General features: G+C 59.5%; 11 protein-coding genes. 6 read left to right on the top strand and 5 right to left on the bottom strand.

All coding sequences use genetic code 11. The features are described from left to right. Positions 1–11 precede the first annotated feature (11 nt). The 4 genes from ACFO3E_RS16975 to ACFO3E_RS16960 form a co-directional block, all read right to left on the bottom strand. Positions 12–824 carry a CmcJ/NvfI family oxidoreductase gene (locus ACFO3E_RS16975; RefSeq protein WP_380806570.1) on the bottom strand — a complete coding sequence of 271 codons (813 nt, stop codon included), beginning with the start codon at positions 822–824 and terminating at the stop codon, positions 12–14. Positions 825–1,137: 313 nt separating this feature from the next. Then, positions 1,138–2,151: an alpha/beta hydrolase gene (locus tag ACFO3E_RS16970; protein WP_380806568.1), complete on the bottom strand. Its 1,014-nt coding sequence runs from the start codon at positions 2,149–2,151 to the stop codon at positions 1,138–1,140. Further along, positions 2,151–4,445: a beta-glucosidase BglX gene (gene bglX / locus ACFO3E_RS16965; RefSeq protein WP_380806566.1), complete on the bottom strand. Its 2,295-nt coding sequence runs from the start codon at positions 4,443–4,445 to the stop codon at positions 2,151–2,153. Before bglX ends, ACFO3E_RS16970 begins: the two co-directional genes overlap by 1 nt. A 5-nt stretch (positions 4,446–4,450) precedes the next feature. Beyond that, a complete protein-coding gene (locus ACFO3E_RS16960) occupies positions 4,451–4,903 on the bottom strand; it encodes a c-type cytochrome (protein WP_380806563.1) in 453 nt (150 codons plus the stop codon). Positions 4,904–5,193: 290 nt separating this feature from the next. Between ACFO3E_RS16960 and ACFO3E_RS16955 the strand changes: the two genes are divergently transcribed. Both ACFO3E_RS16955 and ACFO3E_RS16950 read left to right on the top strand, forming a co-directional pair. After that, positions 5,194–6,747, top strand: coding sequence for a DUF1592 domain-containing protein (locus ACFO3E_RS16955; protein ID WP_380806561.1), 1,554 nt, complete (start codon positions 5,194–5,196; stop codon positions 6,745–6,747). Continuing rightward, positions 6,744–8,081, top strand: coding sequence for a DUF1552 domain-containing protein (locus tag ACFO3E_RS16950; protein WP_380806559.1), 1,338 nt, complete (start codon positions 6,744–6,746; stop codon positions 8,079–8,081). The genes ACFO3E_RS16955 and ACFO3E_RS16950 overlap by 4 nt, the downstream gene beginning before the upstream one ends. Positions 8,082–8,120: 39 nt before the next feature. On the opposite strand, the gene ACFO3E_RS16945 is transcribed toward ACFO3E_RS16950, so the two are convergent. Beyond that, the gene (locus ACFO3E_RS16945) at positions 8,121–8,651 is read right to left on the bottom strand and encodes a MarR family winged helix-turn-helix transcriptional regulator (protein ID WP_380806557.1); all 531 of its coding nucleotides are present in this window, start codon (positions 8,649–8,651) and stop codon (positions 8,121–8,123) included. Between the two features lie 71 nt (positions 8,652–8,722). Between ACFO3E_RS16945 and ACFO3E_RS16940 the strand changes: the two genes are divergently transcribed. The 4 genes from ACFO3E_RS16940 (at position 8,723) to ACFO3E_RS16925 (ending at position 13,167) form a co-directional block, all read left to right on the top strand. After that, a complete protein-coding gene (locus ACFO3E_RS16940) occupies positions 8,723–9,538 on the top strand; it encodes a COG4315 family predicted lipoprotein (RefSeq protein ID WP_380806554.1) in 816 nt (271 codons plus the stop codon). 2 nt (positions 9,539–9,540) lie between these two features. Further along, the gene (locus ACFO3E_RS16935; protein ID WP_380806551.1) at positions 9,541–10,221 is read left to right on the top strand and encodes a cytochrome b/b6 domain-containing protein; all 681 of its coding nucleotides are present in this window, start codon (positions 9,541–9,543) and stop codon (positions 10,219–10,221) included. Positions 10,222–10,381: 160 nt separating this feature from the next. Beyond that, complete coding sequence (locus tag ACFO3E_RS16930; protein WP_380806549.1) at positions 10,382–11,650, top strand: MFS transporter; 1,269 nt, start codon at positions 10,382–10,384, stop codon at positions 11,648–11,650. 44 nt (positions 11,651–11,694) lie between these two features. Then, positions 11,695–13,167: an aldehyde dehydrogenase gene (locus ACFO3E_RS16925; RefSeq protein WP_380806546.1), complete on the top strand. Its 1,473-nt coding sequence runs from the start codon at positions 11,695–11,697 to the stop codon at positions 13,165–13,167. Positions 13,168–13,187 lie beyond the last annotated feature (20 nt).

Below are 13,187 nucleotides of genomic sequence, written 5' to 3'. Positions count from 1 at the left end.
ATCCTTATGCATTAGCCCCAATAAACAAAGGCTCGTGTTTCGCAGGACGCGCGCGGGACGGTATGATCGCAGCTTCGCCAATAGTCGAATGAGCTATGCGGCGTTCCCGCCATACCTTCGTCTGCGCTATCGAAACCGACGAAGAGCAGCAGATCCTCTTCCGTCATATCGGACACATATGCCCATCGGTGCGCTGGATTGTAGCGGTAGATATAATTATCCGATCGCGACTCCGCGCCCTCATACCCCTGGATGTTTCCGGTATGAACAAGATCCTCACGCGACAATGTCTGCCGGTCCAGGACGGCCAGCGGTGTATCCTGCGGCGGCGGGCTCAGCGCACGCCAGCCCTGGACCACAGCATATCGGCCTGACAGCCATCTTTCCTTAAGCGGGTCATCGGCCAGAACCGCCTGCGCCATGGCATGGAATGATGCCGCATCAAAATCACAATGGACATAGCGGGCCGGAACACCATCCAGTCGGGCGTCCTGGGCAGCCCGTTCGCTAGAGCGGAGCATGGATCGCTTGACGACGACCTTGCGAGCGCCCGTCAGTTCGCTAATCAGTTGGTGGAACGCCGGGTGATAGACCTCATCGATGGCGCCCGGATCGCGTTCACTACCGATGTCCAGGCGCAAACGGGCGAGAGCAAATCCCTCCCTCGCCAATGTTGGTGGCCGATCGAACGCCCTGATGTCATGCACTTCCATGACCCGGCTATCATAGTTGATGTTGGTCCGATGAGGCTGATGTTTGAAATAGAGCGGCTCCTCATTCATGGGACCAACATAGTTGAACGAGCCTTGAACACTTCCAGCCATCGGCTTCCACTCCCATCAACAGATATCGATATATATTGTTCTGAAACAGACATCCTTTCTGATCCCCAATGTTGAGTGCTCAGGTTCGATTCTGCTTCTGTCGCTGCCCGACTATTTTCTCATGCCGCATCATGCGCAACCGTGCAGGATCGCTGATATCACGCAAGTGGTTGGCTTCTTGAACGGACTACCAATCTAAACTTCGTCTCCCGACCGCCGCCTTCCAGAACACCATAATGCCCAATGCATCGACTAACGCAATATATGTATTGCATTGCGTTTGAGGGAGCTCTTTCGCGCCGAATGAGTCGCCTCAAGGCGTGGTAGGCGACCCCACCGCTCGCATCAGCGCCGCTTCCAGCGCGCCATTGAACTGGCGCGACACGGCGGCTTGCGGCACCATTGTCTGGAACCCATGGAAAGCACCTGGCACGACGAGCAACTCGGTTGGCACCCCTTGTCCAACGAGCCGCCTAGCGAACTCGATATCCTCCTCTGCGAACAGATCGATTGAGCCCACGCCAATGAATGTCGGCGGGAGTCCGCGAAGATTCTCCTCACGCGCTGGTACGGAGCCTGGCGGGACGGTGCGGCTGCCCGCGGGCTTGCCGAGCAGCGCCGTCCAACCCGCCCGATTGTCCTGTGGTCGCCAGACCAATGTTCCGATGGTCCGATCGACCTTGTGCGTCGATCCGGTTCGATCGTCCAGCATCGGGTAGACCAGTGCCTGGAAGGCAATGGGCACTTCCTTGCGATCACGTGCGGCGATGGTCAGCATGGCCGCATGCCCACCACCGGCGCTTTCGCCCATAACTGCGATGCGCTTGGGATCGACACCCAAGCTGCCGGCATTGTCGTGGAGCCATTTCAGCGCCGCATAATTATCCTCCAGCGCGCCTGGGAAGCGCGTTTCGGGTGCCAAACGATATTCCACGCTTACAACCACGCAATTGAGGCGCGCGGCAAGCCCCAGCACCGCCCGCACCGACCCGCGAGCGGAACCGGCCATGAAGCCGCCGCCATGAATATAGAGGATGGCGCCCCGCTGTGCTGACTGCTGAGCGGAACGATTGACGATGTAGACTGTAACCGGCGGATGGCCGGCTTTCGCTGGTACCGTTTCTTCCTCGACTCCCGGGGGAAGATCTGCAGGTCGTGAAGGCCGGCGCAGCGGCGAAGCTACCGGCTGCGTGGCTGATGCTTGGAGCAGTCGCGTGCCGATGGCGCGCAATTCCGGGTTGAGATACTCTGGCGCAACCGGCACCTGCGCCAGAGCCGGCATGGCAGGCAGCAACAGGCCCCATAGGCCCCGCCGGATGCCCCGCATCACTTACCCCTCACTTCAAAGGAGCCGGCGAGATCGGCATCGGAATTCCCGCCTACCCAGAGGTCAAACTTCGTTTCGTCCTGAACCCAGCCCTGGCTGGCCGCGCTCCAGTAGCGTAGATCCTCAGGCTTCAGCACAAATCGAAGCGTACGTGTTTGACCCGGTTTAAGGCTGACACGCTGAAAGCCCTTGAGTTCACGGACAGGCCGCGCCGCCGAACCATAACGCTGATGAACATAAAGCTGCGCGACTTCCTCGCCCACGCGCTTGCCCCTGTTGGTCAGATCGACGCTGACACGGACCGCCTCTCCTAACCCATAGGTTGGCTTCTCCACCTGAAGGTTGCCGTAGCTGAACTGAGTGTAGCTCAGGCCATGGCCGAATGGCCAAATGGGCTTATTACTCTCATTCCAGTAGCGCTTGTTTGCATTGGTGGGATCGTGGGAAACCAGAAAGGAATAGGTATAAGGCGCTTGTCCCGCGCTGCGGATCCAACTGAAAGGCAGTTTGCCGCCCGGCGCCGCATCACCGACGAGCAGGTCCGCTACTGCATCGCCGCCTGCAGAACCTGGATACCAGGCCTCCAGAATAGCGGCCACCTTGCTATCCTTGAGATCGAGTGGCCGTGCGTTCATGAGCACAACAACGACCGGCTTTCCCGTTGCGACGACGGCGTCCAGCAGTTCCTGCTGGCGACCGGGCAGACTGAAGTCTGAGCGGGATGCAACTTCTCCGATCATGTCAAAGGCTTCGCCCAGAACGAGCACCGCGACGTCAGCCTTGCTCGCAAGATCCACCGCTCGCTTGAACTCGGCATCTGGGTCGATGGGCGTCAGCTTCGGCCGGGGGTCGAGTGTTGCGAAAGGAGATGTGAAGGCTCGTTGCGGCATACGCACGCCTTCAGAGTAATCGACCCTTACGGCCGGGCCGAACTTGGCTTTGAGCCCCGCCAGGACGGTGGTCGCCTTGGGATTGTTCTGCGGGAATACCCAGGGTCCGAGCGTATCGCGCTCCGAATCCGCCATCGGACCGATCACGGCGATAGATTTCACGCCCTTGCGGTCAAGCGGCAGCAGGCCATTTTCATTGCGCAACAGCACTGCCGACCGGGCCGCTGCGCTGCGTGCAAGCGCCAGATGCGCCGGGTCGTTGAGGCGCTTTTCCGTCAGGCTTTCATCCACATAGGGATGTTCAAATAGCCCCATGCGGATCTTTGCCTCCAGCACGCGGCGTACGGCTGCGTCTACCTGGGCCTGACTCACCTTCCCGGTCTTCAGCGCGTCGGGCAGACTGCTCATCGCAGCCTTGCTCATCGGCGGGTTCATTTCCATGTCGAGGCCAGCGCTGACCGCGCGCGCTGCGGCGTCCTCGCGATCAGCGGCGAAATGCTGGGTGACTAGATTCTGGACTGCCTGATTGTCGCTAACGACGAAGCCTTTAAAGCCCAGTTTTTCGCGCAGCAATGTACTGAGCAGCCAAGGATTGGCTGCGGCAGGCACGCCGTTTACGCCCATATAGGCTGACATGATGTTGGCCGCGCCCGCGTCAATCGCCGCCTTGAACGGAGGCAGATAGACGTTCCACAACTCGCTGTCGGAAAGATTCACCTCGTCATAGTCACGGCCGCCATAGGAGGCGCCATAGCCGACAAAATGCTTCGGCCCTGAAATGATCCGGTCCGGTTGTCCGAGCCCCCGTCCTTGAAACCCACGCACCTGCGCCGCCGCCATGACCGCCCCTAAATACGGGTCTTCCCCCGCCCCTTCGACCATACGGCCCCAGCGCGCGTCGCGCGCCACGTCGATCATAGGCGCGAAGGTCCAATGAAGACCCACGGCCCGCGCCTCGGCGGCGGCGGCTGCCTGCGCCTTCTCAACAAGCGACGGGTCCCAGCTGGCGGCAAGCCCAATCGGGACCGGGAAGATGGTGTGCAGGCCGTGGATCACGTCAAATCCGAAGAGCAGCGGGATCTTAAGCCGCGACTTTTCCATCGCGATCTTCTGTAGTCGATTTAGCGCACTTGGATCAGTGACAAAGAGCACAGACCCCATGCCGCCAGCTTCGATAGCCTTTTCGACGGCCCCATTGCTCGGAAATTGAGCGAAATAGAAAAATTGGGTTAGCTGCCCCGCCTTCTCTTCGGGCGTCATCTGCGCAATGAGCGTGTCGGCCTTCGCCTTGACGGCTTCATCGATCGAGCTCGTGGGTGCTGGGGCCTGGCCAACCGCAGGTGCTCCCGAGAGCGCAGCAAAGCAGGCACCGGCAGCAAGAGCGCGCCGCAGGGAATTGGTCAATTTCATCATTCCTCCCGAAAATTGCGGTGGCATGCCGAGCATGTGGCACCCAATAGCTTGGCCCGGGTCTGCACCGCAGAAATATTGCCGGTTTCTACCGCCTTCGTCATCAAATCCGACTGCTGCGCAAAGGCGGTCTGCGCCTTCTTGAACCCAGCTGCATCAGACCAGATCGCCGTCTTTGCCTTGGTTTTAGCGCCGCTTTCTGGCCCAGACCCGGCGGGGAACCACTGATATTGGTCACGAGCCGCAGCACTGATAGTGCGCGCCGCGATCCGAGCCGTCATTTTGATAAGCGTGCCCGATTTCGCCTGGTCGTTGATCGTCTTGAATGCCGCGCCCACTTCCCGGTAGCGATTTACGCGGTTTTCAGCTGCCGCCTTGGGTGTGAGTCCTTGCGCCAGCGCTGCTCCCGTCATTGAAATTCCGGCGCAAAAAAGCACGGCCCATCGCAGCATGATCCACTCCTTCGTCATATCCACATATCCACTCGTCAAATGCTTCAAATTTTGAATTGACACAAGAGCCGTTTAGGAAGAGCGTAATAGCGCACGCCGCCGTCAGGCAGGCCAACAGAAAATTGCGTTAGGATGTAGAGATGCGATTGCGCGTTCCATCATGGGCGAATGGCGCGGTGTTGGGGGCGTTTGCAACCGCTCTATCGGCGTGCACACCAGCGCCTTCCTCCAATGTTGCTACTTCAGCTGCATTCATTTCTCCAACGGCCACCGATGGACAGATCGTCACCATGCGGCGACTCACCGAAAAGCAATACCGCAATGCTATTGCTGACATATTCGGTGAGGATATCAAGGTTGCTGGGCGGTTCGACCCGATCGTGCGGCCAGAGCACGAGCTGATTGCGACGGGCGCATCTATCGCCGTGCTATCGTCGGCTGGCTTTGAACAATTTGACGCAATGGCACGCGGAATTGCAGCTCAAGTCCTCGATGAAAAGCATCGGGCAATCTTCCTTACATGCAAGCCCGCGCAGGCAGCCAAGGCTGATCCAAGATGCGCAGGTCAGTTCATAAAGCGGATCGGATTGTCCCTATTCCGACGGCCGCTATCCGCCAAAGAGGTCAGCTTCTACGTCGATGTGGCGGGCAACGCGGCCTCGACGCTGGGGGATTTCTACAAAGGACTACATCTAAGCCTCGCATCGATGCTTGTCTCGCCGCAATTTCTCTTCTGGATTGAGACGGCGACACCGGATGGCAAGGAGCTCGACAGCTGGTCCAAGGCTGCCCGGTTGAGCTCCATTCTCTGGAACACCGTCCCGGATGCCGCGCTCTTGAAGGCTGCCAGGAGCGGCGAGATCAACACGCCTGACGGTCTGCGCGCACAGGTAGAGCGCATGATGGCGTCACCCCGTTTTGAAGAGGGGGCTCGGGCTTTCTTTAGCGATTTCTTGCAGTTGGACCGTGTCGATGATGTCGCCAAGGACCCGCTGGTCTATCCTCGCTTCACAACCGGCGTCGGCTCCGACTTCAAGGAGCAGACGCTGCGCACGATGGTTGACCATCTGTTGACGCGAGACCAACCCTACCCTCAGATATTCACAACCCGGCATACCTACCTCAATCGGCGACTGGGATTGGTGTACGGTATCCCCGTCGCCAGCACCGCCAGCTGGGAGCCCATCGATCTGCCGACTGACAGCGACCGCGTCGGCCTGCTCGGCCAGGGCGCGTTCCTCGCGCTCTTTTCACATGAAGGGCGCAGTTCGCCGACCTTGCGCGGGCGAGCAATACGCGAAGTTCTGATGTGCCAGCCGGTGCCCAATCCGCCTGCCAATGTGGACTTCTCTGGCTTCAATGATACGTCAAACGACGTGCTCAAAACCGCCCGCCAGCGCCTTGACCGACACAATAGCGACCCGGTTTGCGCCGCCTGCCATAAAATCACCGATCCGCTTGGACTGCCGCTGGAACAATATGACGGTATCGGCGGGCGCCGCCTTACCGAAAATGGAGCGTCGATCAACACCGCCGGCGCATTTGAAGGCAAGAGCTTCAATGGCCTGTCGGGTCTGTCCGCATTGATGGCGCAGAGCCAGGCACCCAGCGAGTGCATCGCCAGACGGGCGGTTGAGTATGCAAGCGGTCTTGGCGCAGACAAGCTGCCCGAAGGATGGGTGGAAGCGATCCTTAAAGCTTTCCAGGCTGACAATTTCCGATTTCGCTCCCTCATTCGCTCCATCGCCCTTAGTCCGCAATTCTTCTCCGTCTCCACGCAGGCGCTCACGCCTGCTTCGGCGCATGTCGCCATGGCGGACAATTCTAACGGAAAGGTGCCATGATGTTTGACCTGTCCCGACGCGCCATTCTGCGCGGCATGTTTCAGGGCGCGGCGGTGGGCGTGGCCCTGCCGTTACTTGATTGCTTCCTGGATAATAACGGCGCGGCGATGGCCAATGGCATGCCGCTGCCGATCCGCTTTGGCACCTGGTTCTGGGGCCTAGGTGTGACCGAGGACCGATGGAAACCCGTGACCGAGGGCGCCAATTATGAGGTGATGCACGAACTGAAACCCCTCGAAGCCTATAAGGACAGGATCACGATCTTGTCGGGCTTTGACGTACTACTCGACGGCAGACCCAACCTGCCGCACCTCAGCGGGGGCATCGGCATTCGCACCGGCGTTGCGCCCATGAACCCCGGCCTGCCCGCCCCCTCGTTCGACGTGCTTATCGCCGACCAGATCGGGACGCAGTCACGCTTCCGATCACTGGAAGTATCGGCTACGCGCGACGCAACCAATTCCTTGAGCGGTCGCGGCGAAGGCAGCCTCAATCCAGCGGAAACATCGCCACTCGAATTTTACAACCGGTTGTTCGGCGACGAATTCGTCGATCCGAACAACGCGGATTTCAAGCCCAATCCTGCCGTCATGGCACGACAGAGCGTCCTTTCGAGCGTTGCTGATCAACGCAAAGCGCTAGAAGCCCGAGTGGGCGCGCGTGACAAGGAACGGCTCGATCAATATTTCACTGCCCTGCGCCAAACCGAGCAGCAACTCGCTTTGCAGCTGCGAAAACCGCCCGCGCTGGAGGCCTGCGTCGTACCTGCCAAGCCCATAGCAGCGGCACCGCCCAACAATCAAATTGAGCATGTGATCGAGAACCATAAGGTTATGAGCCAATTATTGGCGATGGCGCTGGCCTGTAATCAGACGCGAGTGTTCAACGTCAATTTTAACAATAATGCGTCCTCTTTGACCAAAGCAGGCAGCACCATTTCGCATCACCAGCTAACACATGAAGAGCCGATTGACGCCAAGCTTGGCTATCAGCCTGAGTCGACCTGGTTCGTTGAGCGCTGCATGGAAGCGTTCGGCACATTCGTGGACATTCTGGGCCAGTTCAAGGAGGGCGACGGCACTTTGCTGGACCACAGCCTGGTCATGGCACATTCAGAAACAAACTTCGCCAAGGCGCATACAGTGGATGGTATTCCCATGATGCTGGCCGGACGCGCCGGGGGCAAGGTTAAGACCGGGTTGCATATTGCCGGCGGCGGATCGCCTGCCACGCGCGTGGGACTGACCATGCAGCAGATCATGGGCGTACCGGTCGATAATTGGGGCGCGGACAGCATGCGCACCAGTAAAACGGTGAGCGAAATCATGGTTTGAACGATGCGGCAATGGGCTCCTGGCGCCCGCCCCGCCGGATCAGCGGGTGCGAGCCTTGGCCGCAGCGGCACGGTGGGGTGGCACGTGCGGCTCATCCAGTCGCGCGATCTTGCGCCCGATCAACAGAAAATTTTCCAATTCTCCAGGTGCGAGTACAGATACCCGCTCTTTCATGAAAGCGTCGATCGTAGCCATCATTTTGCGGTGCAACGCCTCGCCAGCCTTCGTCAGCTTCAGTTGCAGCGAACGTCCATCCCCTGCCACCCGCTCTCGTGTCAGCAGCTTTTCGGCCAAAAGCTTATTAAGCTCGAATGTCATGGTGCTTGGCAACACGTCGAAATAGTCGGCCAGCTGCCGCGGACGATCGACACCAGAATAGATAAGGCCGATGATGAAGAGCGATCGTCCGGTGAGCTTACTGTCTTCCCACAGATCGCGAAGCGCCCACCCGATGTCGCTTTGCAACGCAGTTGTAAAGCTGATCACTTCAAACAACTGGGCGTAGGGATCCGCCTTGGCCTGGGCAGACGGGACGGAACCTTGATTGCGCACGCAATGAGCTTTCAACATTCGAGGGCAACGAAGCGCCGGGCCTATCGCATCCGGTCGGCGCCGTCCATCATCCAGATAGGAGAGAGAAGGTGAAAACTGTAGGCAAATGCGCTGTGCTGATCGCGGCACTTTGCGGCGCGCATCCGGTTCTGGCCTCCAAGCCCCATGACATTGGCGCTGAGGTAGCGGCAGTCCTCCCTCCTGGCATCATCATCAAGGAAAGCTCTGACGGGCTTATACTTGCAATGGCATCAGGCGAGTTGGTCTATCAGTTGGATTTTGATCGCGGGCCTGCAGCCGATCGGCGGCGCGATCTGGCCAAGGCGCGCTGCGCCAACTTCTGCAATCGCCATTGGGCCCCGGTTCTTGCATCCAGGCGTTTCACGGCGACGGGCAAATGGACGATTGTCGATCAACCGGCGGGCCAGCAACTCGCCTATGACGGCGCACCGCTCTACCGTTTCATAGGCGGGACCATGGATGTGCTCGGCAAGGTACCCGTCTTCCCACCCTATTTTAGCGGCTATTCCAAATCCGCGGCCGCCCTTGTGAACGGAGTGCCGAATGGGTCGCGCTACTGGCAGACCGTGCCCTATCGCCCGGCGGCACCCCGGATCATGGCGCCCGCAGGCGTCACGCCGCGCTGGTCAGGCAAGGCTTTCATCCTCTCTGACAGCAGTGGCAAATCGCTCTACCTTTCAGCCGATGGCAAGCCCTGTGCCCCAGCTTGCGCGGACGTTGAACCTCTGAAGGCGCCACTGGCCGCGGAGCCGGTCGGTGAATGGCGTCCTATCGACAGCGAGGATGGCGTGCGACGCTGGACCTATCGCGGGACACCAGTTTATCGAGCTCGGGGCGACACCGTACCGGACGAAGCTGCCTTCAAACCGATGGAGGTGGGATGAGGATGGAGGGCGAAGACCGGCAAGCACCTGTGAAGAGCAAGATGTGGGACGCGCCTGTGCGGATTGTACACTGGGCGTTGGTCGTGCTGATCGTTATGTCCTGGTTGTCCCATCCCGATCACATGGATTGGCATCGCGTTACGGGCTACGCCATTTTGGGCATGCTGTCATTCCGGGTGATCTGGGGGTTTGTGGGCTCGTCCAACGCGCGTTTCAGTGACTTCTTGGCAGGCCCGTGTGCGACCTTCGCCTATCTGCGCGACATGCCGCGCCGCAGCCATAAATCGCTGCCCAGTCACAACCCCCTTGGTGGTTGGAGCGTTGTGCTGATCCTGCTCACGCTTACCGGGCAGGTCCTGTCCGGCCTGTTTGCGGTCGATATCGACGGGCTTCAGTCTGGCCCTCTATCGACCAATGTCGACTTCGACACCGGCCGCTGGTTCGCACAAATGCATGCACTCTGCTTCCAAAGCCTCCAGATACTGATCCTCCTGCATGTGGCGGCCGTCCTGTTCTATTTTATCCACAAGCGTGCAAACCTCGTCAGTCCGATGATCACGGGCAACAGCCACTTCCAGGCTGATCCAGACATTCGCTTTGCTGGCCCCGGCCGCTTCTTGATGGCGGCGATGATAGCTGGCGCAATAGCGTGGTTTGCATCCAGGGGATTTGGTTTAAGCTAGACCGAACCACGGCACTTCTCCCTACACGATGCGATGGTCACCCTCCGGCGTCTGCCAATTTATGAAACGAAGCTATTGCATTTCTAGCGGTAGCAGCCACGATAAGGCCGAAAAGAAAATGCCACCGGGTATACGGCGGCCGGCGAGGATGGAAAGCGGGATGGAAGGGCCAAGTAAGAAGGGCGAATGGTGCGCGATGTGGCCCCTGCCTCTTGTCTCCATGTTGGGAGTGGCCGGCACAGGGCTGTTCAGCATGTCGAGCGGCGTGTTCATGGATGAGATGATACGTGAATTCGGCTGGTCGCGAACCGAATTCAGCTCCGCAATGACAGCCTATGTCATCGTCGGTCTCATTGGTCTTCCGATACTTGGGCGCGCTATCGACCGGTTCGGTTCACGTGCAGTGGCTCTGGCGGGCCTGCTACCGACCGTCGCGGGCATGTCGCTGCTGGGTCTGACCAACGGCAATGTGTGGCAATGGCGGTTCTTCATCCTCATTCAGGCACTGGGCATATTGATCATCAGCGTGCCGGTATGGATCACGGCAGTCATCGCCCGTTTCCGCGCCTCGCGCGGCCTCGCCATAGCGGTCGCGCTAGCTGGTACTGGCCTGGGCTCCGCCACCTGGCCAATATTGGCAGCCTTTTATGTCGAACATTTCGGCTGGCGACTCGCCTTCCCTGCCCTTGCACTCAGTTGGGCAGTGCTGACTGTGCCACTTACTCTGCTTTTCTTCCATGATTCAGGACGTCGCACTGTAAGCGCCATTTCGGCCATAACCACGCCCAAGCCGCCGATCGGCCCTGTCTTGCTATCGCGCACCTTCCTGTGCCTGGCCGCAAGCGGAGGCTTGTTCATCGGCGCGAGCTACGGACTGTTGATGCATTTTGTGCCGATCTTACGGTGGAGCGGCCACGATTTGGCCACATCCGCCATGATCGCAGGCGTCACCGGCGTATGCACCATTCTGGGCCGCATATTAACCGGCTTTCTTCTCGACCTCCTGCCCACACGATGGCTAGGCATGTGTGTCTTCCTGCTGCCGATCGGCACGAGTCTGCTCCTGCTCCAAGCCGGAAGTGTGCTCCCGGCAGCGCTAGCTGCGGCAATTTTGCTGGGACTCTCGACGGGCGCCGAAACAGACATCCTCACCTATATCGCCGCACGCCGGTTCGATCAGGCAGTCTTCGGATCGATATACTCGGTCATTCAAAGCGTATTCGCTGGCATGTCGGTCGGAGGATCGATCGTTGCTGGCGCGCTGTTTGACGTGAACAACTCCTATGCACCGGTGCTAACGGCCGTCATTCCCCTGGCCTTGCTCGGCGCGGTATTTCTGGCCCTAGTCCCGCCGGCCGGCGACCCGCCTCTCAAACGGGGCGCAGATGATGACGCCGTATCTGGAAAACCGGCTTTGTCACCAAAATGAACTAACGTGCTCCCTTTTCAGTAAATTATGTCAGGAATCATTCCATGCTTCGTTCCCATAGCCTTCAAAACCCCCACGCATTTTTTATCGACGGCGAATGGGTAGCGCCCTGTTCCAGCGCAACGTTCGATGTGCTCGACAGCGCAACCGAGGAAGTGTTCGTCACTGTTGCCGAGGCGCAGGAGGCAGACGCGCTGCGCGCTGTCGCTGCGGCGCGCCATGCTTTCGATCATGGTCCTTGGCCGCGAATGAGCCATCAGGAACGCGGCTCCCTGCTCGCGAAGATCGCCGAAAGCTGGGAAAGGCGTAAGGAAGCGCTCGCTGATAGCTGGTCGGCTGAATCAGGCGTGCTCAGCGCCATGTCAATCCATGCAGCAAAGAGCAATGCCGACGTCTTCCGCTACCATGCCCGGCTAGCGGACAGCTTCGCGTGGCAGGAGCGACATGTCTCCTCAACAGGGCTCCCGGCGCTGCTCGTGCGAGAACCGGTCGGCGTCGTGCTTGCGATCGTTCCGTGGAATGCACCCCATTCCCTCCTCTCTTATAAATGCGCGGCTGCTCTCATCGCCGGCTGCACTGTCATCCTCAAAGCGTCTCCCGAAGCGCCTTCCTCAATCTATATGTTTGCTGAAATCTGCGAGGAGATCGGCCTGCCGCCAGGTGTCGTCAACGTTCTCACGGCAGACCGTGCTGTGTCGGAACTGCTCGTACGCAACCCTGGCGTTGACAAGGTCAGTTTCACCGGATCGACCGCCGCGGGACGTCGCATCGCCTCGCTCTGCGGCGAGCGGATCGCGCGCGTGACATTGGAATTGGGCGGCAAGTCACCCGCCGTGATCCTAGACGATTATGATATCGGCGAAGCTGCCTCATCGCTCGCCAAGTCCGCACCACTGATGACGGGTCAGGTTTGTTCGTCCCTCACCCGCATCATTGTTCCAGAACAGCGGCATGATGATTTGGTCGATGCACTCGCTGCGAATTTCGCGAAAATCCGCGTGGGCGATCCCTCTGATCCCGACAGCGACATGGGGCCCCTTGCCATGGCGCGACAGCGCGACCGTGTGGAAAGCCTGATCGAGCAGGGCAAAGCGGAGGGCGCGCGGCTTGCGGCCGGTGGCGGACGCCCCGCCCACCTAAACCGCGGATATTATGTCGAGCCAACCCTCTTTGCGAATGTCGACAATGGCTCCGCCATCGCACGCGAAGAGATTTTCGGTCCTGTGCTAAGCGTCATCCCGGCTGCCAGCGAGGAACAGGCGATCGCGATTGCCAACGACACGATCTATGGCCTTAATGCGAGTGTCTTCACTCATGACCCCGAACGCGCTTATGCCGTCGGACGGCAGCTGCGCGCCGGGACGGTTGGGCACAATGCCTTTCGCGGTGACTTCTCCATCGCCTTCGGCGGCTTCAAACAGTCTGGCCTTGGCCGCGAGGGCGGGATCGAGGGCCTCCAGCCCTATCTGGAAGCGAAAACCATGATCTTTGAACGGGCCCCTGCGGCGGCGCAATAACAGTCGGCGGCGAGGAGAGC

This window comes from Sphingobium tyrosinilyticum, assembly GCF_042654265.1.
Taxonomy (GTDB): domain Bacteria; phylum Pseudomonadota; class Alphaproteobacteria; order Sphingomonadales; family Sphingomonadaceae; genus Sphingobium; species Sphingobium tyrosinilyticum.
This window is presented reverse-complemented; position numbering and strand designations above follow the sequence as displayed.